The 25,689-nt window shown below is 59.6% G+C and carries 23 protein-coding genes and 1 pseudogene; 19 read left to right on the forward strand and 5 right to left on the reverse strand.

What is annotated here, in order from left to right:
• The first annotated feature begins 3 nt into the window (after positions 1-3).
• The 8 genes from AD669_RS05240 (at position 4) to AD669_RS05275 (ending at position 8,161) form a co-directional block, all read left to right on the forward strand.
• Positions 4-1,005, forward strand: coding sequence for a PleD family two-component system response regulator (locus tag AD669_RS05240; protein ID WP_053117527.1), 1,002 nt, complete (start codon positions 4-6; stop codon positions 1,003-1,005).
• Positions 1,006-1,214: 209 nt separating this feature from the next.
• A protein-coding gene (prfB, locus tag AD669_RS28415; RefSeq protein WP_102358477.1) for a peptide chain release factor 2 occupies positions 1,215-2,310 on the forward strand; the annotation gives its coding sequence in 2 pieces (ribosomal slippage) (positions 1,215-1,286 and positions 1,288-2,310; 1,095 coding nt in all).
• 111 nt (positions 2,311-2,421) lie between these two features.
• Positions 2,422-3,924 (forward strand): lysine--tRNA ligase, encoded by a 1,503-nt coding sequence (lysS, locus tag AD669_RS05250; protein ID WP_053117529.1) that lies wholly within the window; start codon positions 2,422-2,424, stop codon positions 3,922-3,924.
• Positions 3,925-4,029: 105 nt separating this feature from the next.
• Positions 4,030-4,743: a TetR/AcrR family transcriptional regulator gene (locus AD669_RS05255; protein ID WP_053117532.1), complete on the forward strand. Its 714-nt coding sequence runs from the start codon at positions 4,030-4,032 to the stop codon at positions 4,741-4,743.
• 161 nt (positions 4,744-4,904) lie between these two features.
• A complete protein-coding gene (locus AD669_RS05260; protein ID WP_053117537.1) occupies positions 4,905-5,459 on the forward strand; it encodes a hypothetical protein in 555 nt (184 codons plus the stop codon).
• 60 nt (positions 5,460-5,519) lie between these two features.
• On the forward strand, positions 5,520-6,770 hold the full coding sequence (locus AD669_RS05265; RefSeq protein ID WP_172680080.1) for a flavohemoglobin expression-modulating QEGLA motif protein: 1,251 nt from the start codon (positions 5,520-5,522) through the stop codon (positions 6,768-6,770).
• A 159-nt stretch (positions 6,771-6,929) separates the two neighbouring features.
• On the forward strand, positions 6,930-7,835 hold the full coding sequence (locus AD669_RS05270) for an alpha/beta hydrolase (RefSeq protein ID WP_053117543.1): 906 nt from the start codon (positions 6,930-6,932) through the stop codon (positions 7,833-7,835).
• A complete protein-coding gene (locus AD669_RS05275; RefSeq protein WP_053117545.1) occupies positions 7,832-8,161 on the forward strand; it encodes a hypothetical protein in 330 nt (109 codons plus the stop codon). The genes AD669_RS05270 and AD669_RS05275 overlap by 4 nt, the downstream gene beginning before the upstream one ends.
• 138 nt (positions 8,162-8,299) lie before the next feature.
• Here the strand turns inward: AD669_RS05275 and AD669_RS05280 are convergent, their stop codons facing one another.
• The 3 genes from AD669_RS05280 to AD669_RS05290 all read right to left on the reverse strand — a co-directional run bounded on the left by AD669_RS05280 (position 8,300) and on the right by AD669_RS05290 (position 10,269).
• Positions 8,300-9,088, reverse strand: coding sequence for an OmpA family protein (locus AD669_RS05280; RefSeq protein WP_053117547.1), 789 nt, complete (start codon positions 9,086-9,088; stop codon positions 8,300-8,302).
• A gap of 55 nt (positions 9,089-9,143) precedes the next feature.
• Positions 9,144-9,548 (reverse strand): DUF4398 domain-containing protein, encoded by a 405-nt coding sequence (locus tag AD669_RS05285; protein ID WP_034154861.1) that lies wholly within the window; start codon positions 9,546-9,548, stop codon positions 9,144-9,146.
• 376 nt (positions 9,549-9,924) lie between these two features.
• Positions 9,925-10,269, reverse strand: a complete 345-nt coding sequence (locus AD669_RS05290) for a hypothetical protein (protein ID WP_016983304.1) — start codon at positions 10,267-10,269, stop codon at positions 9,925-9,927.
• Between the two features lie 213 nt (positions 10,270-10,482).
• Between AD669_RS05290 and ppc the strand changes: the two genes are divergently transcribed.
• From ppc to AD669_RS05330, 7 genes are all read left to right on the forward strand, one after another.
• A complete protein-coding gene (ppc, locus tag AD669_RS05295; RefSeq protein ID WP_053117550.1) occupies positions 10,483-13,113 on the forward strand; it encodes a phosphoenolpyruvate carboxylase in 2,631 nt (876 codons plus the stop codon).
• A 300-nt stretch (positions 13,114-13,413) separates the two neighbouring features.
• A complete protein-coding gene (gene adk, locus AD669_RS05305; protein ID WP_053117556.1) occupies positions 13,414-14,064 on the forward strand; it encodes an adenylate kinase in 651 nt (216 codons plus the stop codon).
• A gap of 93 nt (positions 14,065-14,157) precedes the next feature.
• Complete coding sequence (tsaB, locus tag AD669_RS05310; protein WP_053117562.1) at positions 14,158-14,832, forward strand: tRNA (adenosine(37)-N6)-threonylcarbamoyltransferase complex dimerization subunit type 1 TsaB; 675 nt, start codon at positions 14,158-14,160, stop codon at positions 14,830-14,832.
• A gap of 257 nt (positions 14,833-15,089) precedes the next feature.
• Positions 15,090-15,398 (forward strand): hypothetical protein, encoded by a 309-nt coding sequence (locus tag AD669_RS05315; protein ID WP_053117564.1) that lies wholly within the window; start codon positions 15,090-15,092, stop codon positions 15,396-15,398.
• The gene (locus AD669_RS05320; RefSeq protein ID WP_053117567.1) at positions 15,398-16,258 is read left to right on the forward strand and encodes a DUF72 domain-containing protein; all 861 of its coding nucleotides are present in this window, start codon (positions 15,398-15,400) and stop codon (positions 16,256-16,258) included. Before AD669_RS05315 ends, AD669_RS05320 begins: the two co-directional genes overlap by 1 nt.
• A 33-nt stretch (positions 16,259-16,291) precedes the next feature.
• A complete protein-coding gene (locus tag AD669_RS05325; RefSeq protein WP_053117568.1) occupies positions 16,292-17,128 on the forward strand; it encodes an oxaloacetate decarboxylase in 837 nt (278 codons plus the stop codon).
• 2 nt (positions 17,129-17,130) lie between these two features.
• Positions 17,131-17,823, forward strand: coding sequence for an extensin family protein (locus AD669_RS05330; protein ID WP_053117570.1), 693 nt, complete (start codon positions 17,131-17,133; stop codon positions 17,821-17,823).
• A gap of 3 nt (positions 17,824-17,826) precedes the next feature.
• On the opposite strand, the gene AD669_RS05335 is transcribed toward AD669_RS05330, so the two are convergent.
• Positions 17,827-18,447, reverse strand: a complete 621-nt coding sequence (locus AD669_RS05335) for a hypothetical protein (RefSeq protein ID WP_053117572.1) — start codon at positions 18,445-18,447, stop codon at positions 17,827-17,829.
• Positions 18,448-18,539: 92 nt separating this feature from the next.
• Here AD669_RS05335 and AD669_RS05340 point away from each other — a divergent pair, with 92 nt between their 5' ends.
• Entirely contained in the window at positions 18,540-19,322 is a 783-nt protein-coding gene (locus AD669_RS05340; RefSeq protein WP_053117963.1) for a class I SAM-dependent methyltransferase, read from the forward strand.
• A gap of 106 nt (positions 19,323-19,428) precedes the next feature.
• Here the strand turns inward: AD669_RS05340 and AD669_RS05345 are convergent, their stop codons facing one another.
• Complete coding sequence (locus tag AD669_RS05345; protein WP_053117573.1) at positions 19,429-20,064, reverse strand: TetR/AcrR family transcriptional regulator; 636 nt, start codon at positions 20,062-20,064, stop codon at positions 19,429-19,431.
• Positions 20,065-20,158: 94 nt separating this feature from the next.
• On the opposite strand from AD669_RS05345, the gene AD669_RS05350 reads away from it, so the two are divergent.
• From AD669_RS05350 to AD669_RS05365, 3 genes and pseudogenes are all read left to right on the forward strand, one after another.
• Positions 20,159-21,259, forward strand: coding sequence for an efflux RND transporter periplasmic adaptor subunit (locus AD669_RS05350; RefSeq protein ID WP_053117575.1), 1,101 nt, complete (start codon positions 20,159-20,161; stop codon positions 21,257-21,259).
• A gap of 6 nt (positions 21,260-21,265) precedes the next feature.
• A complete protein-coding gene (locus AD669_RS05355) occupies positions 21,266-24,334 on the forward strand; it encodes an efflux RND transporter permease subunit (RefSeq protein WP_053117577.1) in 3,069 nt (1,022 codons plus the stop codon).
• Positions 24,335-25,109: 775 nt separating this feature from the next.
• Positions 25,110-25,574, forward strand: a pseudogene (locus tag AD669_RS05365) (Fic family protein); the annotation flags it as partial.
• Positions 25,575-25,689 lie beyond the last annotated feature (115 nt).

The following is a 25,689-nucleotide window of genomic DNA, read 5'->3' on the forward strand; positions in this document are numbered from 1 at the left end:
CCCATGACTGATTTACAGATCGACGACATTAAAACCGACGAAAACGCCGCCATGGTGTTGTTGGTGGACGATCAGGCGATGATCGGCGAAGCCGTGCGCCGTGGGCTGTCGAATGAGGAAAACATCGACTTCCACTTCTGCTCCGACCCGCATCAGGCCATCGCCCAGGCGGTGCGGATCAAGCCGACGGTGATCCTCCAGGATCTGGTGATGCCCGGCCTCGACGGCCTGAGCCTGGTGCGCGAATACCGCAATCACCCGGCGACCAAGGACATCCCGATCATCGTCCTGTCGACCAAGGAAGACCCGCTGATCAAGAGCGCGGCGTTCTCGGCCGGGGCCAACGATTATCTGGTGAAACTGCCGGACACCATCGAACTGGTGGCGCGGATCCGCTATCACTCGCGCTCGTACATGACGTTGCTGCAGCGCGATGCGGCATACCGCGCGCTGCGGGTCAGTCAGCAACAGTTGCTCGACACCAATCTGGTGCTGCAACGCTTGATGAACTCCGATGGCCTGACCGGGCTGTCCAACCGTCGCCATTTCGACGAGTACCTTGAACTGGAATGGCGCCGCTCGTTGCGTGATCAGAGCCAGTTGTCGTTGCTGATGATCGATGTTGATTACTTCAAGTCCTACAACGACAGTTTTGGCCACGTTGAAGGGGATGAAGCGTTGCGCAAAGTGGCAACGGCGATCCGCGACGCCAGTGCGCGACCGTCGGACTTGCCAGCGCGCTATGGCGGCGAAGAGTTTGCGCTGGTGCTGCCGAACACCTCGCCGGGTGGGGCGCGGTTGGTGGCGGAGAAGCTGCGGCAGACCGTGGCGTCGCTGAAAATCCCGCACAACACCCCGGCGGAAGGCGTAAGCCTGACCATCAGCATTGGTCTGGCGACCATGGTGCCGCAGTCGGGCACGGATTGCCGGTTGCTGATTTCGGCGGCAGATCGCGGGTTGTATCTGGCCAAAAACAATGGCCGTAACCAAGTCGGGATCGAATAACCACCGCAATCCCCTGTAGGAGCTGCCGAAGGCTGCGATCTTTTGATCTGTTTTTAAAATCAAAGTCAAAAGATCGCAGCCTTCGGCGGCTCCTACAGGTGAAAGGCGTCAAGTGAATCGCCGCCACACCCGCCAGACGGGCTGCCGTCACAGCCTGATTACGTTATACTCGCCGGCTTTCAAAAGTTCGCCAACGAGTGCTGCCCGTCATGGAAATCAACCCGATCCTGAACACCATCAAGGACCTGTCCGAGCGCTCCGAAACTATTCGGGGGTATCTTTGACTACGATCAAAAGCATGAGCGTCTGACTGAAGTCAATCGCGAGCTTGAAGATCCGAGTGTCTGGAACAAACCTGAATACGCCCAGGAGCTGGGCCGCGAGCGTTCGGCGCTGGCGCAGATCGTCGACACCCTCGATGAACTGAACGCCGGCCTGGCCGATTGCCGCGATCTGCTGGACATGGCCGTCGAAGAAAACGACGAAGGTGCAGTGGGCGATGTCGTCGCCGAGCTGGCCCGTCTCGAGGAAAATCTGGCCAAGCTGGAATTCCGCCGCATGTTCAGCCATGAAATGGATCCGAACAACGCCTACCTGGACATCCAGGCCGGTTCCGGCGGCACCGAAGCGCAAGACTGGGCCAACATTCTGCTGCGCATGTACCTGCGCTGGGCGGATAAGCGCGGTTTCGACGCGACCATCATGGAACTGTCGGCCGGTGAAGTCGCCGGTATCAAAGGCGCGACCGTGCACATCAAGGGCGAATACGCCTTTGGCTGGCTGCGCACCGAGATCGGCGTACACCGTCTGGTGCGCAAGAGCCCGTTCGACTCCGGCAACCGTCGTCACACCTCGTTCTCCGCGGTTTTCGTCTCGCCAGAGATCGATGACAAGGTGGAAATCGAAATCAACCCGGCAGACTTGCGGATCGACACCTATCGTTCCTCGGGTGCCGGTGGTCAGCACGTAAACACCACCGACTCGGCCGTACGTATCACTCACGTACCGACCAACACCGTGGTCAGCTGCCAGAACGAACGTTCCCAGCACGCCAACAAAGACACCGCCATGAAAATGCTGCGGGCCAAGTTGTACGAGCAGGAAATGCAGAAACGCAACGCCGCGTCGCAAGCGCTGGAAGACACCAAGTCCGATATCGGCTGGGGTCACCAGATTCGCTCGTACGTGCTCGATGCGTCGCGGATCAAGGATCTGCGCACCAACATCGAACGCAGCGACTGCGACAAGGTACTCGACGGCGACATCGACGAATACCTGTATGCCAGCCTGAAATCAGGGCTGTAAGGCCTGCTCTGCAGTGGTCGCGGTAATACGCGACCCTGTAGGAGCAAGGCTTGCCCGCGAACCCCGGCGCCACGCCGGGGGTAACGAACCTGTGATGGAATATCTAAAGACATGAGCGACCAACAACTCGACCCGCAAGCCCTGCAACAGGAAGAAAACTCCCTGATCGCCCTGCGCAAGGAAAAGCTGGCTGCCGAGCGCGCCAAGGGCAACGCCTTCCCGAACGACTTCCGCCGCGAAAACTACTGCGAAGATCTGCAGAAGAAATACGCGGACAAGACCAAGGAAGAGCTGGCAGAGGCTGCAATCCCGGTCAAGGTTGCCGGTCGCATCATGCTCAACCGTGGCTCGTTCATGGTGATTCAGGACATGACCGGTCGCATTCAGGTCTACGTCAACCGTAAAACCCTGTCGGAAGACACCTTGGCCGCGGTGAAAACCTGGGACATGGGCGACATCATTGCCGCCGAAGGCACCCTGGCGCGTTCCGGCAAGGGCGACCTGTACGTTGAAATGACCAACGTGCGCCTGCTGACCAAGTCGCTGCGCCCGCTGCCGGACAAGCACCACGGCCTGACCGACACTGAGCAACGCTACCGCCAGCGTTACGTTGACCTGATCGTCAACGAAGAAGTGCGCCAGACGTTCCGCGTGCGTTCGCAAGTGATCGCGCACATCCGCAGCTTCCTGATGAAGCGCGACTTCCTCGAAGTCGAAACGCCGATGCTGCAGACCATTCCGGGCGGCGCCGCAGCCAAGCCGTTTGAAACCCACCACAACGCGCTGGACATGGAAATGTTCCTGCGTATCGCCCCGGAGCTGTACCTGAAGCGTCTGGTGGTTGGTGGTTTTGAAAAGGTTTTCGAGATCAACCGCAACTTCCGTAACGAAGGCGTATCGACGCGTCACAACCCAGAATTCACCATGTTGGAGTTCTACCAGGCGTACGCCGACTACGAAGACAACATGGACCTGACCGAAGAACTGTTCCGTGAACTGGCGCAGCTGGTTCTGGGCAGCACCGACGTGCCGTACGGCGATAAGGTGTTCCACTTCGGCGAGCCGTTTGTACGTCTGTCGGTATTCGACTCGATCCTCAAGTACAACCCTGAGCTGACTGCCGATGATCTGAACGACATCGACAAGGCCCGTGCCATCGCCAAGAAGGCCGGCGCCAAGGTGCTGGGCTTTGAAGGTCTGGGCAAACTGCAGGTGATGATTTTCGAAGAACTGGTCGAGCACAAGCTGGAACAGCCGCACTTCATCACTCAGTACCCGTTCGAAGTGTCGCCGCTGGCTCGCCGTAACGACGACAACCCGAACGTCACCGACCGCTTCGAGCTGTTCATCGGTGGCCGTGAAATCGCCAACGCCTACTCCGAGTTGAACGACGCGGAAGACCAGGCCGAGCGCTTCATGGCGCAGGTGGCCGACAAGGACGCCGGCGACGACGAAGCCATGCACTACGACGCCGACTTCGTTCGCGCGCTGGAGTACGGCATGCCGCCAACGGCCGGTGAAGGCATCGGCATCGACCGTCTGGTGATGTTGCTGACCAACTCACCGTCGATCCGCGATGTGATCCTGTTCCCGCACATGCGACCGCAAGCGTAAACGTTTCAGTTAAAAAGCCGCCTAAAACAGGCGGCTTTTTATTGCCTGTCTGGTACAAATGTATCAATTGGTTACTTTGGAATTAGCAGAGGAAGTCCGGTCGTGATGGGTGCAATAGCTCAAGAAGGTGCAGCGGGTATCGCCACTGCGGTCGCTGAAAGTGTTCAGTACCAGGGTCGCAAGGCCAGCCGACAGGGCAGCGAGCAGCGTCGCCAGGACATTCTCGACGCGGCGATGCGCATTGTCGTGCGTGATGGTGTGCGCGCCGTGCGTCATCGTGCGGTGGCGGCCGAGGCCGGTGTGCCGCTGTCGGCGACTACGTATTACTTCAAGGACATCGATGACCTGCTCACCGATACCTTCGCGCAATATGTCGAGCGCAGCGCGGAATACATGGCCAAGTTGTGGAACAACAACGAAGGCCTGTTGCGTGAGATGGTCGTCAGCGGTGATGGCAGCCCGGAGTCGCGTTCGCAACTGGCGGACGATATTGCGCGGTTGATGGCCGACTATGTGCACCGGCAGTTGGTCAACCGTCGCGAGCATTTGATGGCCGAGCAGGCGTTCCGACAGGAAGCGTTGCTTAACCCGGGGCTGGCGATTCTGGTGCGCTCGCATCAGCAGATTCTGTTGCAGGGCACCTGCCAATTGTTTCAGGTGCTGGGCTCGCGCGAACCGCAGCAAGATGCCAAGGTGTTGACGGCGATTATCGGACGGATGGAATATCAGGGCCTGCTCAACGACGCCGAGCCTTTGGCCGAAGAGGACATGCTCGGCATTCTGACGCGCTACATGCACCTGGTGCTCGCGTCGGTCTGATCCTCTGGGGAAACACCGAACCCTGTGGGAGCGAGCTTGCTCGCGAAGACGGACTGACATTCAACGTTAATGTTGGCTGTGCTGACGCTTTCGCGAGCAAGCTCGCTCCCACAGTTTCGGTGGCGTATTCAAGGGCGGCGAATGTTCATAGGGAGTATCGAATGAAAGCCTGGCGTAGCGTGCTGATCGCCTTGTCGTTCCTGCTGCTCAGTGGTTGTCTGGTGACGTTCAAGGAGCCGCTGAACGCCAGTGAGCCGGCGCCCAAAGGTTTGCTCGGCAAATGGTCGAGCACCAACGCCTGGGGTGAACCGATGAACCTCGAGCTGACGCGCCTGGGCAATGATCGCTATCAGGCGGTCGCGTATTTCAAAGCCAAACCCCGCGAACGCGAAGCCTATCCGTTCACCGTCTCGCGCCACGGCAACCGCTGGTACTTGTCGGCAAAAGTCCCGGCGCAGTACGGCGGCCACTTCACCATCGCCGGTTTCGAGCTCACCGACAAACACGAATTGGTGGTCTACAACCTCGATCTCGAGCAGATCAATCAAGCGATCAAGCAAAAAGCCCTCGACGGTCAGGCCTTCCAGACCGACGATGGCGACGGCGTGCAGGTCGACAGCAGCCTCGACAAGGTCTTTGCTTACCTCGATGATCCGGCCAATTCCGATGTTTTCGTCGAGGCCGTGCGTTACCAGCGCCAGGCCCGCGCCAAATAAATTCAGTACGTCACGTATCTACAGGAGTTTCGGGTGGACGATTACCAGCAGACGATACGCATGTTGTCCGACCGCATTGTGCTGGCGCAAACGCCGATCCGTGTCCTCGACGCGGTCAAGTGGGACGAGAACATCCGCAAGGGTTTTCTCAAGGCCAAAGGCAAGGAAATGCCGGCGATCGACCGCGACTACTACCTCAATCGGCCACTGAGTTTCGATTCGAGCAAGGTCAAACTGGAATTCCAGAACATCGAGCGCGACATCACCCGTCAGCTCGGCCAGTTCAACCCGGTCGGGCAGATCATGCGGCGCATGTGCAAGGAATACCGCATGGTCGTGCGCATGCTCGAAGCGCGCGGCACCGAGGATTTCGGTCTGATCTCGCAAGAGCTGTATGGCGCCGCGTCCGATGCGTTCCACGCCGGCGACCCGACCCTGGCCGACCTTGGCCTGATGATGTCCGACTACCTCAACAACATCGACGGCCGTGGCGACCTGAAGGATGAGCCGAAAACCCTCACCGCCAAAGACGCCGTGCACCTGTTGCAGACGCGTCTGAACAAAGTCTTCGGTGAGGCCGAGGAAACCATTCGCGTGTTCGAGTCCGACGGCATCGTCGCTGACGCGGCGGCGGGCGCGGATTACATCAAGATCCGCACCGACGCGATGTTCAACGATCGCGACGTGCGCGCGCTGGAAGTTCACGAAGGGCTGGTACACGTCGGCACCACGCTCAACGGTTTGAATCAGCCGATTTGCACCTTCCTCTCCAAAGGCCCGCCGTCGTCGACGGTGACCCAGGAAGGCCTGGCGATCCTGATGGAAATCATCACCTTCGCCTCCTACCCGAGCCGCCTGCGCAAACTGACCAACCGTACCCGCGCGATTCACATGGTCGAGGAGGGCGCGGACTTTTTGCAGGTGTTCGAATTCTTCCGCGAGCAGGGCTTCGAGATGGCGGAAAGCTACGGCAACGCCAGTCGCGTGTTCCGTGGATCGACGCCGACGGGGCTGCCATTTACCAAAGACTTGTCCTATCTCAAGGGCTTTATCATGGTTTACAACTACATTCAGTTGGCCGTGCGTAAGGGCAAGCTCGAGCAGATCCCGCTGTTGTTCTGCGGCAAGACCACGCTGGAAGACATGCGTACCTTGCGTCAGTTGGTGGATGAGGGATTGGTGGTGGCGCCGAAATACTTGCCGGATCAGTTCCGCGATTTGAACGCGTTGTCGGCGTGGATGTGCTTCTCCAACTTTCTCAATCACCTGAGCCTGGACCGGATCGAAGCGGACTACTCCAATATCCTCTAACCCACACCCTTAACCTGTGGGAGCGAGCTTGCTCGCGAAAGCGGTCTGAGATTCAGCGCATATGTCGAATGACACTCCGCCTTCGTGAGCAAGCTCACTCCCACAGGGTTATAGGTTTTTCTCCGAACCGTACTATCAAATTCTGCGAGGTTTCACCGGATGAGAATCCTCGGCATTTTCTGCCTGCTCCTGACCCTCAGCGGTTGCAGCTCGTTATTGTTCTACCCCGAACCGGGCCAGATCTTCACCCCGGAAAAAGCCAAGCTCGAATACCGCACCGTCACGCTGGTCACCGCCGATGGCCTCAAGCTAAACGCCTGGTGGCTACCGGCCAAGCCCGGCGTCGAGGTCAAAGGCACCGTCCTGCACCTGCACGGCAACGGCGGTAATCTACCGATGCATCTGGGCGGCAGTTGGTGGTTGCCGAAGAACGGCTATCAAGTGCTGCTGGTCGACTATCGCGGTTATGGCTTGTCCGAGGGCGAACCGAGTTTGCCGGCGATCTATCAGGACATCGACGCCGCGTTCGCCTGGCTCGACAAGGCGCCGGAAGTCAAAGGCAAACCGCTGGTGCTCCTCGGCCAGAGCCTTGGCGGTTCGATGGCCGTGCATTGGCTGGTGCAGCATCCGGAGCGGCAGAAGCAGCTCAAGGCGCTGGTGCTCGACGGCGTACCTGCCAGTTACCGCAGCGTCGGCCAATACGCGCTGAGCACGTCGTGGCTGACCTGGCCATTCCAAGTACCGCTGTCGTGGCTGGTGCCGGATGGCGACAGTGCGATCAACTCGATGCCGCAGCTGAATGGCGTGCCGAAGCTGATCTTCCACAGCATCGACGATCCGCTGGTTCCGCTTTCCAACGGCATCCGTCTGTATCAAGCTGCGCCGCCACCGCGCGTGCTGCAACTGACTCGCGGCGGCCATGTGCAAACCTTCGGCGACCCGGTGTGGCGCCAGGTGATGCTGCGCTATCTGGAAGATCCCGAGCATTTCAACGGCCTGCGCCGCCTCGGTGAAATCCCCAATTACCCGACACCCCCGAATTCTGAAGATGAGAGTCCGCAATGACTGAAGAACGCAACGCCATCCCGCTGATCATCACCGGTATCTGCAGCATCCTCGGCACCGTCGGGGCGCTGTGGTACTACGGTTACCTGCACTTCGCCAAACCCGAGGATGCGTTGCTGCTCAACGAATTCACCATGCTCAAAACGGTGCCGGGGGAGGATTACAAAGTTTCGCTGGAGCCGGCAGCGCAAGTGGCGCAGTGCATTGATGGCGTGCTGGTGTTGTTTGATACCGAGCAGAAAGGTTTGACCGGTGTGCTGATCAATGCGCAGAAAAAAGCCGTGCGCTGCATGGGTGAAGAGACCCCGCAAAAGCTCCAGCCATAAAAGCAAAAGATCGCAGCCTTCGGCAGCTCCTACATTGGAATGCGTTCCCTGTAGGAGCTGCCGAAGGCTGCGATCTTTTGATCTGAAAAAAGCCCCGCCTGATCACTCAGGCGGGGCTTTTGCGTTACAGCCTACAGCTTAGTTCGAGCTAACAGCCGAACGTGGCACAACCGGCTGGTTGTCGTTGGAAATGGTCACTTCCACACGACGGTTTTGCGCACGGCCCGAAGCGTTGCTGTTCTCGGCAACCGGGTATTCCTTGCCATAACCCTGAGCGACGATGCGCGCTGGATCAACGCCCATTTTCACCAGTGCGGTACGCACGGAGTTGGCGCGACGCTCAGACAGGGTCTGGTTGTGGCTGGCAGTACCGGTGCTGTCGGTGTAACCCTCGACGATCACTTTGCGATCCGGGTTTTCCTGAAGGAACTGCGCCAGTTTGTTGATGTTGACCAGACCGCTGGATTTCAGGTCAGCACGATCGGTAGCGAACAGTACGTCACCGAAAGTCACCAGCGTACCGCGATCGGTCTGCTTGGCGTTCAGGCTGTCCTGCAGTTGTTTGATCTGCTGATCACGGGCATCCAGACGCGCTTGAGCACGTTGGGCAGCGGCGTTTTTCAGGTTGTTTTCAGCGGTGCGCAGGGCGATGGTCTGCTTGGCCACTTCTACTCGCTGATTGGTCAAGTAAGCCAGTTGGTCAACCTTGGCCGCGTCTTGCTTGTCCAGATAAGCCTTGTCGGCTTTGTCCAGGTAATCGCTGGCGTCTTTGGTTTCCAGCGCTGCGACTTTGCTTGCCTGCGGGTTGGCTTGCAGGCCGGCGTAGTTGGTGCGCGCGTTTTCCAGATTCGGGTTAGGCGGAGTGGAGCAGGCAGCCAGGGCAACGCTTGCGGCCAGAAGAGCTGGGATCATCAGTTGCTTACGCATAATTTGTCGTCCTTTCTATCGATAAAAGTTTCAGCTTTGCGGTCGGGATGCGCGCTTATTGCACGGTGCGCTGACTTTCCTGACGCAGTTCCTGAACACCTTTCTGGGAATCCTTCACGGCTTGTTCAGCCTTGGCTGCCTGAGCTTTGCGTTCGGCTACGCGAGCGTCCCACTCGGCTTGCTCGGACAGGGTGCGGGCTTCGTCATACTTCTTGTCGTGCATGGCGATTTCGGCTTGTTTCAGTTTGTCCTGCGCTTGCTTCATCTCGACTGCTGCGAACTCGGTACCGCCAGCGCTGACGGCGCTGTTCACGGCCGATTGCGTCACGGCGTATTGCTCGGTCGGTGGATTACCGGCGCAACCGGCCAGAACGAAGCTGGTGCCGATCGCCAGAGCAGCCAGTTTCAGACCGCGCAGGTGGGTAAACGAGGTTTGGTTTTTCATGGTCTTCAACTCCATTAGGCATCTCCTGAAAACATCTAAATCCATCCTGGTCGAGGAGCCGAAAAGCGTCGTGTGAAAGGCGTTTTTGAAACGCTCGTTCCAGGCGTGGTTACAGGTTCCGACCGGAGTGATTTTTCAAAAGTTCAGAAAAGATGGCTAATCGCCAAAATATTTTTTGACTGAATGGACAAGGCTCTAAAGCGGGAACTTTGGCGGGATAGAGCGGTACGCGCGGGGTTCTAAAAGCCAGAAAACAAACGATTTTCGGCTTGCAATACGATTTCTGTAGGAGTGAGCCTGCTCGCGATGGCGTCGTATCAGACAATAAAAATGTTGAATGAAAAACCGCTATCGCGAGCAGGCTCACTCCTACAGTTTGATGTGTGTTGTGTCAGTGTTTTTGCTTGCCTTCAACAGCCGAGAGGTCATGCAAATGCCGCCGCGACAGCGCCAGAAAACGCGGCGTAGGCCCGACGTCCTCGTAAAGCGGATCACCTTCCTCATCCGTCGCCACTACCGTCGAACCTTTCACATACGGCAGGCTCGCTTCGAACTCCTCAAGCGCTGCGCCAATCAGTTCGCCGAGCAATTCTTCGGCATGCCGTTTGGGGTACATCTCGGCAATCGCGGCCAGTCGCGCAGCCGCTTCAACGTCCAGATGAATCGTGTAGCCAGTGTCAGTCAGGCGACCTTTGGCGTTTTCTTCCCAATGCTGGGCGAGTTCACGAATTTTCATGATGACCTCATTTCGCACCTGCTCATGGCAGGTCTGGGTGAGTGTCCGCCGGGGCCGGCGGCAAGCCGTTGTACGGCTTACTGTTGAGACTAGCTTTCGGCCACAAGGTTTAAAGTCCCTTGGTCGGATGCTTGTAAGAAGCGGCGCAGAGCGGCACTCTCTAGGTCATGCACTCGTTTCTAAGCCGTCCGGATTACTGCTGGGGAATTGCTGATGACCGATATTGATGCACGCTTGCGCGAAGACGTTCACCTGCTCGGAGAGCTGTTGGGCAATACGATTCGAGACCAGTACGGCGAGGCGTTCCTCGACAAGATCGAGCAGATTCGCAAGGGCGCCAAGGCCGACCGCCGAGGCTCGATGGACGCTGAACTGAGCGCCAGCCTCAATCAATTGAGCGAGGACGAATTGCTCCCGGTGGCGCGCGCGTTCAACCAGTTTCTCAATCTGGCGAACATCGCCGAGCAGTATCAGTTGATCCATCGGCGCGAAGAGTCGCAGCCGGCGCCGTTCGAATCCCGCGTATTGCCCGAGTTGCTCGCACGTTTGCGCAACGAAGGCCACAGCGCCGAATCGCTGGCCCGCCAGCTGTCGCGACTGGAAATCGAACTGGTGCTGACCGCGCACCCGACCGAAGTGGCGCGACGCACGCTGATCCAGAAGTACGACGCGATCGCCGGGCAACTCGCCGCGCAGGATCATCGCGACCTGACCAGCGCCGAACGCGAGCAAATTCAAAACACTCTGCAACGGCTGATCGCCGAAGCCTGGCACACCGAAGAAATCCGCCGCACGCGACCGACGCCGGTTGACGAAGCCAAGTGGGGTTTCGCGGTGATCGAACATTCGCTGTGGCAGGCGATTCCCAACCATATGCGCAAGGCTGACAAGGCCTTGTTTGAAGCGACCGGCCTGCGGCTGCCACTGGAAGCCGCGCCGATTCGCTTCGCTTCGTGGATGGGCGGCGACCGTGACGGCAATCCCAACGTCACCGCCGCAGTGACCCGCGAAGTGTTGCTGCTGGCGCGCTGGATGGCCGCCGATTTGTACCTGCGCGATGTCGATCATCTGGCGGCCGAGCTGTCGATGCAGCAGGCCAGCGATGCGCTCAAAGCCAAGGCGGGCGACAGCGCCGAACCGTACCGCGCAGTCCTCAAGCAACTGCGCGAACGCCTGCGTGCCACGCGCAATTGGGCACACGCCGCACTGACCGCGCCAACGCCTGCGCCAGCCGATGTGCTGAGCAACAATCGCGACCTGCTCGATCCGCTGGAGCTGTGTTTCAACTCGCTGCACGAATGCGGCATGGGCGTGATTGCCGACGGGCCGTTACTCGATTGCCTGCGTCGCGCGGTGACGTTTGGCCTGTTCCTCGTGCGCCTCGATGTGCGTCAGGATTCGTCGCGGCACAGCTCGGCGATGACTGAAATCACCGACTACCTCGGCCTCGGTCGCTACGAAGATTGGGATGAAGAACAGCGCATCCGTTTCCTCACGCAAGAACTGACTAATCGCCGGCCATTGCTGCCGGCGCACTTCAAACCGTCGGCCGACACCGCAGAAGTGCTCAACACCTGCAAGGAAATCGCTGCCGCACCGGGCGCTTCGCTCGGCTCCTACGTGATCTCCATGGCTGGCGCCGCTTCCGATGTGCTCGCCGTGCAACTGCTGCTCAAAGAGTCCGGCGTGTTGCGGCCGATGCGTGTGGTGCCGCTGTTCGAAACCCTCGCCGACCTCGACAACGCCGGGCCGGTGATGGAGCGACTTTTGCTGTTGCCGGGCTACCGCGCACGGCTGCAAGGCCCGCAGGAAGTGATGATCGGTTACTCCGACTCGGCCAAGGACGCCGGCACCACTGCAGCGGCCTGGGCACAATATCGTGCGCAGGAACGCTTGGTGGAAATCTGTCGTGAGCAGCAAGTTGAATTGCTGCTGTTCCACGGTCGCGGCGGCACCGTCGGCCGTGGCGGCGGCCCGGCGCACGCGGCAATTCTGTCGCAGCCACCAGGCTCGGTGGCGGGGCGTTTCCGTACCACTGAGCAGGGGGAAATGATTCGATTCAAATTCGGCCTGCCGGACATCGCCGAGCAAAACCTCAATCTGTATCTGGCGGCGGTGCTTGAAGCGACGTTGCTGCCACCGCCGCCACCGACGCCGGAATGGCGCCATCTGATGGATGAATTGGCGGCCGATGGTGTCAGTGCTTACCGTCAGGTGGTGCGAGAGAATCCGCAGTTCGTTGAGTATTTCCGTCAGTCCACACCGGAGCAGGAGTTGGGCCGCTTGCCGCTCGGCAGTCGTCCGGCGAAACGCCGCGCGGGCGGCATCGAAAGTCTGCGGGCGATACCGTGGATCTTCGGCTGGACGCAGACGCGGCTGATGCTGCCGGCGTGGCTCGGCTGGGAATCGGCGTTGAGCAAAGCGCTGGAGCGCGGCGAAGGCGAGTTGCTCGGGCAGATGCGTGAGCAGTGGCCGTTCTTCCGCACGCGCATCGACATGCTGGAAATGGTGCTGGCCAAGGCCGACGCGGACATCGCGTTGTCCTACGACGAGCGTCTGGTCGAGGCGGATTTGCTGCCGTTGGGCGCGCAGTTACGCGACCTATTGTCGCAGGCGTGCGCGGTGGTGCTTGGTCTGACCGGTCAGTCGCAGCTGCTGGCGCATAGCCCGGACACCCTCGAATTCATCCGTCTGCGCAATACTTACCTTGACCCGCTACATCTATTGCAGGCCGAGTTACTGGCCCGTTCACGGCAGCAGAATGTCGAGCAGGGCAGCCCGGTGGAACAGGCGTTGCTGGTGTCTGTGGCGGGGATCGCCGCCGGTTTGCGCAACACCGGCTAACGATTTTGTGGCGACATGCGGCACCGGCCACAGGCGTCGGTTGCCGCTTTGCCTGACGGGTGAAAGTGCCGCCAGGCGACAGTTAATGATGGGGTTGCGACTTGGGTCACCGCGTCGCAGGGTCGCGGCGGGCGAAGGTTTCTCCGACTTTTGGCGTCTTGTGTGGGCGCAGCCTGCTGTGTATCTTGATCAGCCTTTGGCCGTTTCTGCGGCCACGTCCCGTATTTTCAGGATTCGTCCCAAGAGGCGAATCCTTTGTTTTGTAAAAGCTTTTTATAAAAAAATTGAGGAGCACATCTAATGCGCGTCATTCTGCTGGGAGCTCCCGGGGCCGGTAAAGGTACTCAGGCAAAGTTCATCACCGAAAAATTCGGCATTCCACAAATTTCCACCGGTGACATGCTGCGTGCAGCGGTCAAGGCCGGTACTCCGCTGGGCGTGCAAGCCAAGAGCATCATGGATGCCGGCGGCCTGGTGTCGGATGACCTGATCATCGCACTGGTAAAAGATCGTATCGCTCAGCCTGACTGCGCCAACGGCTTCCTGTTCGACGGCTTCCCGCGCACCATTCCGCAGGCCGAAGCACTGGTTACCGCCGGCGTCGAGCTGGACGCTGTGGTTGAAATCGCAGTTGAAGACGAAGAAATCGTTCAACGCATCGCCGGTCGTCGTGTTCACGAAGCCAGCGGCCGCGTTTACCACATCGTCTACAACCCGCCGAAAATCGCTGGCAAAGACGACATCACCGGCGAAGAGCTGGTACAGCGCAAGGACGACACTGAAGAAACCGTGCGTCATCGCCTGTCGGTTTACCACTCGCAGACCAAGCCGCTGGTGGAGTTCTATCAGAACCTGTCCGCCAAAAATGCTGGCAAGCCGAAGTACAGCCACATTCCAGGCGTAGGTTCGGTTGATGCAATCACCGCCAAGGTGCTGGCAGCGCTGAGCTGAAAAGTCTGAATCGCAGCATCATCCACGGCCCGCTTGCGGGCCGTAGTTGTTTATACTGACGCACTTTTTCCCACCCCTGTTTTGGAAACATCGATGAGCACCTTGCTGGCCCTGGACACCGCGACTGAAGCTTGCTCCGTTGCCTTGCTGCATGACGGCAAGGTCACGAGCCATTACGAGGTGATCCCGCGCCTGCACGCGCAGAAGCTGCTGCCGATGATTCAGCAACTGCTGGCCGACGCTGGCACCACGTTGCAAGCGGTCGATGCGATTGCCTTCGGTCGCGGGCCGGGTGCGTTTACCGGGGTGCGGATTGCCATTGGTGTCGTGCAGGGCCTGGCGTTTGCGCTGGATCGCCCGGTGTTGCCGGTGTCCAACCTGGCGGTGCTGGCGCAGCGGGCTTTGCGTGAACATGGCGTGAGCCAGGTCGCGGCGGCCATCGATGCACGGATGGATGAAGTGTATTGGGGCTGCTACCGCGAGACGGCGGGGGAGATGCGTCTGGTCGGCGCCGAAGCGGTGCTGCCGCCGGAAGTGGTCGCGCTGCCGGCGGATGCCAGTGGCGACTGGTTTGGTGCCGGCACCGGTTGGGGCTATTCCGAGCGCATCGCCGTCAATCTGACGGGCTCGGATGCGGGCATGCTTCCTCACGCTGAAGACTTGCTGACGCTGGCGCGCTTCGCTTGGGAGCGCGGCGAGTCGATCCCGGCAGATGACGCACAACCGGTTTACCTGCGCGACAAAGTCGCCACCCCCAAGGCTCGCTGATTCAACACATTCCCTGTGGGAGCGAGCTTGCTCGCGAAGGCGTCGTGTCAGCCTATATCAATGTTGAATGTGCTGAACTCTTCGCGAGCAAGCTCGCTCCCACAGTGGGCAGTGCGCTGCCAGAAGTCTGCCAATCGTCAGTTTCCACCCCCTCGCTTTAAACCTTTTGCGCTTTATGTGTTCTAGTTATCACTCGGCAGTTTGCTAAGTCGGCCCGGTGCCGCTAAATTGCCATCATCGATACCGAGCATGAACTTATGCGTATAGACGGCCTCTCCTCTCAGTCCTATCCCATCAAGCGCAAGCCTCGCAAAGGCAATGTGACCGTGGATGAATCCGTCGACGATATCGACGGCGAGCTGGAATTCCCGACTGAAGAGCAACTGGCCGCCCGCGCTGCCAAAGCTTCCGCACAACGCCTGGCCAATCTGCCCGCCCGCCAACAAGACATGATTTACCACCGCGCCATGAGCAAAAGCGTAGCGATGGCCCTCGCCAGCTACCTGAGCACTGCCGGTTTTGTCGATTGGGATGCAGACGTGCTGGGCCTCGATCTGTACATCTGATGGATTTGCCTTACTACCTCGGTTGCCCGTCCTGGAGCGAAAACGCCTGGCGCGAGTATCTCTACCCGGTAGATGCAAAAACCTCTGACTTCCTCAGTCTCTACTCTCAAGTGTTCAACGCCGTCGAAGGCAACACGACCTTCTACGCCAGCCCGTCGCCGGCCACCGTGCAGCGATGGGCCGAGGTCATGCCCGAACACTTTCGCTTCACCGCCAAATTCCCCGGCGACATCAGCCACAGCGGCGACTTGCGCGAGCAACTGACCGCCGCCGAAACCTTCCTGCAATTACTCAAACCCCTCGGTCAGCGTGTTTCGCCGTTGTGGCTGCAATTATCGAAAAGCTTCACGCCACATCGGCTGCCGGAACTGGCGGCGTTCATCGATGCGCTGGATTGCCCGCTGGCGGTGGAAGTGCGCCATGAACAGTTCTTCGCCAAGGGTGAGAGCGAACGCCTGCTCAATCGCTTGTTGCTCGACCGTGGCGTCGAGCGCATCTGCCTTGATCCGCGTGCGCTGTTCAGTTGCCTGTCGACCGAATCCTCGGTGATTCACGCGCAATCGAAAAAGCCCCGCGTGCCGACGCGCCCGGCGGCGTTCACGCAATTCCCGCAGGTGCGCTTCATCGGCCATCCCGAGCTTGAAGCCAACGATACGTTCCTCGTGCCGTGGGTGGCGAAAATCGCCGAGTGGATCGAAGAGGGCCGCACGCCGTACATCTTCCTGCACACCGCCGACAACCTGTTGGCGGCGAAGCTGGCGCAACGTTTTCACGCACAATTGATGCAACGTTTGCCTGGCCTGCCACCGCTGCCTGAGCTATACAGAGAACCCGCCGCCGAGCAACTTGGCCTGCTCTGAGGCGGATTCGTTTTCCTGCCCGGGAGCCAGCCGATGGACGCCTCAGACCTTCAAGCACAAACCCGTAAAGCCCACGCCTTCAAAGCGCTGCATGAGCGTGCGCAAGTCTTCGTCATTCCCAATCCGTGGGATGCAGGTTCGGCGAAGATGCTCGCCAGCCTCGGCTATCAGGCCTTGGCCACGACCAGTGCCGGTTATGCGTTTTCCCAGGGCAAGGCCGATGGCGCGTTGAGTCTTGATGAGACCTTGGCCAACGTCCGCGCGATTGTCGCTGCGACCGATTTACCGGTGGCGGTGGATCTGGAAAACGGCTTTTCTGATGACCCGACCGAGTCCGCGAAAAGCTTGTTGCGTGCCGCCGAAGCGGGCGCGGTCGGTGGTTCGATCGAAGATGCGACGGGCCGCCCGGATGCGCCGATCTATTGTTTCGAACATGCCGTCGCGCGCATCGAAGCCGCTGTCGCGGCCGTGCGCACGCTGCCATTTCCTTTCATCCTCACCGCGCGTGCGGAGAACTATCTGCACGGCAATCCTGACCTCGATGACACCATTCGCCGCTTGAAAGCCTTCGCCGACGCAGGCGCCGACGTGCTGTACGCGCCGGGTTTACGCAACGCCGAAGAAGTGTTGGCGGTGGTGCGCGCGGTGGCGCCGAAACCGGTCAACGTGTTGATGTCCGGCGGTTTGAAACTGACCGTGCAAGACTTGCAGGACATGGGCGTGCGCCGCATCAGCACCGGTTCGGCATTGGCGCTGGCGGCGTTCGGCGAGTTCTTCCGCGCCGCTGAAGAAATTCAGCAGTCCGGCACGTTCGGCTTCACCTCGCAGTCGATGCCGTACGCCAAAGCCAATCAGTTCTTCAAAGGCTGAACATGGGGCGATGGATATTTTGCCTGGTGCTGTTGATGATCGGCGGTGCCGCGTTCAGTGTCTGGCGCGGCTGGTTGCAGGTGCCGCCGCAATGGAATCCTTGGGCGCCGCTGGACGTGAAAGCCGCGCCTAATTGGCTCACCGGTTACAAGCTGATGCGCTTGCGCAGTGATCCAGAACTTTGCGCTCAAGCGTTGAGCAGCTCTGATCTGCGCGTCACCCGGCAATCCGACAGCCCCGACGCCAAGTGCCCGCTGATCGGCGCTTTGCGCGTGCAAGGCGGTGAGGTGGCGCTGAGCAGCAGTTTCCTCGCCAGTTGTCCGCTGGCGGTCGCCTACGCCATGTTTGAACACCACACCCTGCAACCGGCAGCTCAATCAATCTATGGCCAGAAGGTCACGCGCCTCGATCACCTCGGCAGCTTCGCCTGCCGCAATGTCTACAACCGCGAGAGCGGCGCACTCAGCCGTCATGCCAGCGCCGATGCGCTGGACATCGCCGGGTTTCGTCTGGCTGACGGGCGCAGCATCAGCGTGCTCAAGGACTGGCCCAAGCAAAATCAGGACGCAGCGTTTCTGCGCCAGGTGCGCGACGGCGCCTGCGAGGCATTCAGTGTGGTGTTGAGCCCGGATTACAACGCTGCCCATCGCAATCACTTTCATGTCGATGTCGGGCGCTGGAGCGTGTGTCGCTAGAGGTTACGCGGCGAGGCGCAGGTTCTGCAGAACGATCGGGCGTGCCCAGCCGTTATCGAAGTCCAGCGCCTTCTGTTGCTCGACGATTTCTTCTGGCGGGAATGGCGGATATGGTTTCTGCATCAGGTCGAGGTCGAACTCGGCAATCGGCAGGTACAGCGGCTTTTTCTGCGGCGCCGGGCCCGGTTCTGGCATTGGCTGGCCGTTGTTGATAACCACAGGGCGAACCCAGCTGCTGTCGAAATCCTGCTGCTCTTGCTGCGCTTTCAGTTCTTCTGCCGGGAACGGTGGGAACGGCTTGTCGAGCAACTCGGTTTCGAATTCGGCGATCGGCAGGAACAGCGGCTCTGGCGGACGCACTTGAGTTTCCACCACATCGCATTCGCGCTGGCTGACGATGTGCGCGTGCAGGTCGCTGCCGACGGTCGGCTCTTCGGTGCTGCTCAGGTCAACCGGTGGAAACGTGCCGCAGGCCGGCACCACATCACTCGTCTGCTCGGCCAGCGCCTGGGCAAAGAAATCCTGCCACAGGTGACTGACGCCGCTCAGTGCTTGAGTGTTTTGACGGCTAAAGTCGCCATGGGGCGAAATGTAGCCAATCGATGTGGGAAGAATGCCTGACATTTTTTTCGGTTGACGCTCAGCTCTGGCAAAATGCGCGTTGAATGAGTTATCGGCGGTTTTTGCCGCTCCTTGAATTTTTGAGCGTGTTTTCCATGATTGAGCAACCCGCGGCCTGCCGCATCCATGTCGAAGCCCTCGGCGCGACGTTTGAAGCGCAAGCTGCGCAGTGGGCCGAGCGTCTCGGTCTGCCGCGCGAGGTGGCTGACGGCGAGTTCGCCTTGCAGGTCGGCGAGCAGGGGTTGCAGCTGCAACAGCTCGGCCCGGACGCACCGGGGCCGGTGCGGGTCGACTTCGTTGAGGGCGGCGCGGCGCATCGGCGTTTATACGGTGGCGGCAGCGGGCAGATGATCGCCAAGGCTGTCGGCGTCGCCCAAGGCGTGCGCCCGCGCGTTCTGGATGCGACGGCGGGTTTGGGCAAGGATGCGTTTGTGCTGGCCAGTCTGGGTTGCGAGATGAGCCTGATCGAGCGCCAGCCGCTGATCGGCGCGCTGTTGGAGGATGGGCTGGCGCGTGGTGCGGAAGATTTCGAAGTAGCGCCAATCGTGGCGCGGATGAAGTTGCTCAAGGGCAATTCCATCGAGGTCATGCAGAACTGGGAAGGTGAGGCGCCGCAGGTGATTTATCTCGACCCGATGTTTCCGCACCGCGAGAAGACCGCGCTGGTGAAGAAAGAGATGCGTCTGTTCCGGCCGCTGGTGGGCGATGATCCGGATGCGCCGGCGCTGTTGCAGGCTGCGCTGGCACTGGCGACGCACCGGGTGGTGGTCAAACGACCGCGCAAGGCGCCGTGCATTGAAGGGCCGAAACCGAGCCATGCGCTGGATGGCAAATCGAGCCGCTACGACATCTACCCGAAGAAAGCGCTCAAGCCTTAAAACCGCGTCGCTGCCATTCGCGAGCAGGCTCGCTCCCACATTTGAAATGCAGTCCAATGTGGGAGCGAGCCTGCTCGCGAAGGCGTCGATCCAGGCACCGAAGAAATCAGGGTTTGTAAGCGCGCATAAACAACCCCACCACTTCCTCAATATGGCTTTCCGCAGCCTCTTCGCTCAACGGCTCCCCGCAACCAAACATCAGCCGGAAATTCCCGGCGCCTTTGATCAGGCAAAAGAAATGCTCGGCCGCATTGCGCGGCAGATCAATGCTCAGCGCGCCGGTCTCATGGATGCGCGTCAGCAAGCGCTCCATCCCTTGCACCATGCGCTGTGGGCCGGCCTCGAAGAAGATCAGCGACAGCTTCGGATCCTGCACCCCCAGCGCCATGATCAGACGATGAAGGTTCACCGATTCATCGCTGTTGATCAGGTGATGAAAGCCTCGGGCAATGTTCAGCAACACATTTTCCACGGCGATGCCTTCCGGCAATTCGAAGATCAGTGTGGGTAATTGCTCCTCGCATTTGGCCATCACGGCGGCGGAGAACAGCGTCTCCTTGTCGTTGAAATGGCTGTAAACCGTCAGCTTCGACACGCCAGCCTCGCTGGCGACCGCGTCCATGCTGGTGTTGGCATAGCCATGACTCAGAAACAGAATTTTCGCCGCGTCGAGGATCGCCTGGCGTTTGGCCAGATCCTTGGGACGGCCCGGGCCGTTTGGAGCTGAAAGATTGTTCGACATTCTTCGCTTTTAATACTGGACTGGTGAGTTTGCTATTAATAACATACCCGCCAGTATAATTATTCCAAGCACCATTAGCGAAAGGTCCGTCACCATGTTCCGCCATGCGTTGTCCTGTGCGTTGCCAGCGAGTCTGGCGTTCCTTTTGTCAGCGTGCGGTCAGGAAGAAGTGACGCAAGTCACCGTGCGACCGGCCATGGTGGTGCAGCCAGAGCCTTCGGCGCAGGCGATGGAAAGTTATCCGGGCGAGGTGCGCGCCCGCTACGAACCTGATCTGGCATTCCGCATTGGTGGCAAAGTCAGCCGACGACTGGTCGATGAAGGTCAGCGCGTGAAGGCCGATCAACCGCTCGCCGAGCTCGATCCGCAAGACGTGCGCCTGCAACTGGAAGCCACCCGTGCGCAAGTCGCTGCCGCCGAAGCCAATCTCAATCTGGTGCGCGCCGAGCGCGATCGCTACAAGACCCTTATGGATCGGCAGATGGTCAGCCGCTCGGCTTACGACAATGCCGAAAACCTTTACCGCTCAGGTGAAGCCCGCCTCAAACAAATTAAAGCTGAATTCAACGTCTCGACCAATCAGGCCAGTTACGCGGTGCTGCGTGCGCCGCAGGACGGTGTGGTGGCCAAGCGTTCGGTGGAAGTCGGGCAAGTGGTTGCCGCCGGACAGACCGTGTACACCCTCGCCACCGATGGCGAGCGTGAGGTGTTGATCAGCCTGCCCGAGCAAAGCTTCGGCCGCTTCAAGGTCGGTCAGCCAGTGTCCGTCGAATTGTGGACGCAGCAGAACCAGCGCTTCGCCGGGCAGATCCGCGAACTGTCGCCCGCCGCCGATCCACGCTCGCGCACCTTTGCCGCGCGCATTTCGTTCACCGCCGGCAAAGTCCCGGCCGAACTGGGCCAGAGCGCTCGTGTGTTTGTGCAATCGGCCGATGCCGTGTCGCTGGCGGTGCCGCTCTCGGCACTCACCGCTGAAAACGGTGCGACCTACGTCTGGGTGGTCAACGGCAATAACACGTTGAAGAAAACCCCGGTGCGCGTCGGCCCGTTCGGCGAAAAAACCGTGCCGGTGCTTGAAGGCTTGAACGCCAACGACTGGGTGGTGGCGGCCGGCGTGCATGTGCTTTTGGAAGGTCAGCAGGTGCGTCCGGTGGATCGCTCCAACCGTGTGGTCAATCTGGCGGACAAGGAGTAAGTCCCGATGCGCTTCAACCTTTCCGAATGGGCGCTGCGTAATCGCCAGATCGTACTGTTCCTGATGCTTTTGCTGGCCATCGTCGGCGCGTTGTCCTACACCAAACTCGGCCAGAGTGAAGACCCGCCGTTCACCTTCAAAGCCATGGTCATTCAGACCCGCTGGCCGGGTGCGACCGCGCAGGAGGTCTCGCGCCAGGTCACCGAACGCATTGAAAAGAAACTGATGGAAACCGGTGAGTACGAGCGCATCGTCTCGTTCTCACGCCCCGGTGAATCGCAGGTCACGTTTATCGCCCGCGACTCGATGCATTCCAAGGAAATCCCCGACCTCTGGTACCAGGTGCGCAAGAAGGTCGCCGATATCCGCCACACGTTGCCGCCGGATATTCAGGGGCCGTTTTTCAACGATGAATTCGGCACCACGTTCGGCAATATCTATGCGCTGACCGGCGACGGTTTCGACTACGCAGTGCTCAAGGATTACGCCGACCGCATCCAGATCCAGCTGCAACGGGTCAAGGATGTCGGCAAGGTCGACTTGCTCGGTTTGCAGGACGAAAAAATCTGGGTCGAGTTATCCAACGTCAAACTGGCGACCCTCGGTTTGCCGTTGGCGGCGGTGCAACAGGCGCTGCAAGAGCAGAACGCCGTATCGACCGCCGGGTTCTTCGAAACCGGCAGCGAGCGATTGCAGCTACGGGTGTCAGGGAATTTTCAGACAGTCGACGAGATAAGAAACTTCCCGATCCGTGTCGGTGATCGCACGTTCCGCATCTCCGATGTCGCCGATGTGCGCCGTGGTTTCAACGATCCACCGGCACCGCGCATGCGCTTTATGGGCGAGGATGCGATCGGTCTGGCCGTGGCGATGAAGGACGGCGGCGACATTCTGGTGCTCGGTAAAGCGCTGGAAGTGGAGTTCTCGCGGATCCAGAAAAACCTTCCGGCCGGCATGCAATTGCGCAAGGTTTCCGATCAGCCAGCGGCAGTGAAAACCGGGGTCGGCGAGTTCGTCCAGGTGTTGGTCGAAGCGCTGGCGATTGTCTTGCTGGTGAGCTTCTTCTCCCTCGGCGTGCGCACCGGCATGGTCGTGGCGCTGACCATTCCACTGGTGCTGGCGATGACCTTCGCCTGCATGTATTACCTGAATATCGGTCTGCACAAGATTTCCCTCGGCGCGTTGGTATTGGCGCTGGGCCTGCTGGTGGACGACGCGATCATCGCCGTGGAAATGATGGCGATCAAAATGGAGCAGGGTTTCGATCGCATCCGCGCGGCGAGTTATGCCTGGACCAGCACCGCGTTCCCGATGCTCACCGGTACGTTGATCACCGCTGCCGGTTTCTTGCCGATTGCCACTGCGCAGTCGGGCACCGGCGAATACACCCGATCAATCTTTCAGGTGGTGACCATCGCGCTGCTCGCTTCGTGGGTGGCGGCGGTGATGTTCGTGCCGTATCTGGGGGAAAAACTCCTGCCGGATCTGGCGAAAATTCACGCCGCCAAACACGGTACGGGCGATGGTCAGCCGGATCCGTATGGCACGCCGTTTTATCAGCGTGTTCGGCGGCTGGTCGAGTGGTGTGTGGTGCACCGTAAAACCGTGATCGTGCTGACGGTGGGGCTGTTTATCGCTTCGGTAATGTTGTTCCGTTACGTTCCGCAGCAGTTCTTCCCGGCCTCCAATCGACTGGAATTGATGGTCGATCTAAAACTGGCCGAAGGCGCATCGCTGGCCAATACCACCGGTGAGGTCAAACGCCTGGAAGCGATGCTCAAGGATCACGTCGGCATCGATAATTATGTGGCGTATATCGGCACCGGTTCGCCGCGTTTCTATCTGCCGCTGGATCAGCAGTTGCCGGCGGCGAGCTTCGCGCAGTTTGTGGTGTTGGCGAAAACCATCGAGGAACGTGAGGCGCTGCGCAGCTGGTTGATCAGCACATTGAACGAGCAATTCCCGGCGATGCGTTCGCGGGTCACGCGTCTGGAGAATGGCCCGCCCGTGGGTTACCCGGTGCAGTTCCGCGTCACCGGCGAACACATCGAAGAAGTCCGTGCGTTGGCGCGCAAAGTGGCGACCAAGGTTCGCGAGAATCCGTATGTGGTCAACGTGCATCTGGATTGGGAGGAACCGAGCAAAGTCGTGTACCTGAACATCGATCAGGATCGTGCCCGGGCGCTGGGTGTGAGCACGGCCAATCTGGCGAAGTTTCTGCAGAGTTCGCTGACCGGCGCGAGTGTCAGCCAGTACCGCGAAGACAACGAGTTGATCGAGATTCTGCTGCGCGGCACGGTGCATGAGCGCACCGAGTTGTCGTTGCTGCCGAGTCTGGCGGTGCCGACGGACAACGGCCGCAGTGTGGCGTTGTCGCAGGTCGCGACGCTGGAATATGGCTTTGAAGAAGGGATTATCTGGCACCGCAATCGGTTGCCGACGGTGACGGTGCGCGCGGACATTTATGGCAAGGAGCAGCCGGCGACGTTGATCAAGCAGATCATGCCGACGCTCGATCCGATTCGCGCGGAGTTGCCGGATGGGTATTTGCTGGATGTCGGCGGCACGGTGGAGGATTCCGAGCGTGGGCAGAAGTCGGTGAATGCCGGGGTGCCGATGTTTATCGTGGTGGTGCTGACGCTGTTGATGGTGCAGTTGCGCAGTTTTTCGCGCACGGCGATGGTGTTTTTGACGGCGCCGTTGGGGTTGATCGGGGTGGTGCTGTTTTTGATGGTGTTCCGTCAGCCGTTCGGGTTTGTGGCGATGTTGGGGACGATTGCGTTGTCGGGGATGATCATGCGCAATTCGGTGATTCTGGTGGATCAGATTGAGCAGGATATCAAGTCGGGGCTTGGGCCTTGGCAGGCGATTATTGAGGCGACGGTGCGGCGGTTTCGGCCGATTGTGTTGACGGCGTTGGCGGCGGTGTTGGCGATGATTCCGTTGTCGCGCAGTGTGTTTTTTGGGCCGATGGCGGTGGCGATCATGGGGGGGTTGATTGTTGCTACGGCTTTGACGCTGTTGTTTTTGCCGGCGTTGTATGCGGCTTGGTTCAGGGTTCGGCGGGAGGCTTGATCTTTCGGTTACTTGGCGGCCTTTGGGCCGACCATGTTCTTGGGGTTTTGGGTGAATATCCGTTTCTGCGGGGGTTGCTGATTGTGGTTTCGCCCTTACGGCGAGTCCCTTTGGCAAACGCCCCAAAGGAACCAAAGGTCTGTGCCCTGACGTCCGGCCCTCGCTAAGGCTCGGGTTCCTTCGCTCCGGGTTCATCCGGGGGCATCGCCTACGGTTTGCTTCGCTGCACCTCCTCTCGATGCTTTCCCCGTATGAATCCCTCCACTCAGCCTCCCGACGGGCTCTAAGATCAAAATCAAAAGCAGGCGAGCTGACACTCGGCCTAGTGGTGGCGCGGGTTTGATTTCATGTAGGAGCTGCCGAAGGCTGCGATCTTTTGATCCTGCTTTTGTAGGAGCAGAGCTTGCTCGCGAAGGCGGCCCGCCAGCCAACCATGCTCTGTCTGATTCAACGCCTTCCAACTGTGGGAGCGAGCCTGCTCGCGAAGGCGGCCTGCCAGCCAACCATGCTCTGTCTGATTCAACACCATCCAATTGTAGGAGTGAGCCTGCTCGCGATAACGGCCTGCCAGCCAACCATGCTCTGTCTGATTCAACACCATCCAACTGTGGGAGTGAGCTTGCTCGCGAAGGCGGCCTGACAGCCGACCAATTTCTGCCTGAATTGACTCTATTTCCTTCCTACATCTTTTTCAGAAACCTCTGATATTGAGCCTGTCCCCCCTCGGGTGTTGTACTCCAGCGTCTGTTTTCAACCGCCTCGAGTTCACCCTTTCATGAAAAACCCACCCGTCTTCAAAGGCCGATCCGATCCCGTGTTCAATCTTCTGCTGCGCTCGCCGCACAAGCAGCGTCTGGCGGATTATCTGGCGTTGCTCAAGCCGCTGGATGATCAGGGCCGTTATCTGCCTTTCGAGGCGTTGCGTTATCGCTGGGCGTCCGGGTTGGATGTGAAGGTGTGTTGGGCGTTGGTCAAGAAGGCGCGGGTGGCGCAGTACGTCAATCTGTTGCCGTTGGGCGAGCCGGTGCAGTGGGGCAAATATGTGCTGACGCCGTTGGCGCAGATCACGTTGTCGTTGGTGGATCGGCAGACGACTTTTGCTGCTCTGGATTACATGACCCGTCAGATCGGCGAGCAGGCGCATTGCAGTTATTTGCTGAATGATTTGATCGAGGATGAGGCCATCGCCAGTAGTCAGTTAGAGGGCGCGGCGACGACTACGCGTGTGGCCAAGGACATGTAGCGAAGCGAATGAGCTGGATCTGACATACTTCATCGAGTTTCAGTGTTCGGTGATTCAGCGAGCGGTAAGCCGGTTCACCGACGTGTACCGCAAGAGCGTGGTTCACACGACC

The sequence above is a fragment of the Pseudomonas sp. P1.31 genome, from assembly GCF_001269815.1.
In the GTDB taxonomy this organism is placed as follows: Bacteria; Pseudomonadota; Gammaproteobacteria; order Pseudomonadales; family Pseudomonadaceae; genus Aquipseudomonas; species Aquipseudomonas rustica.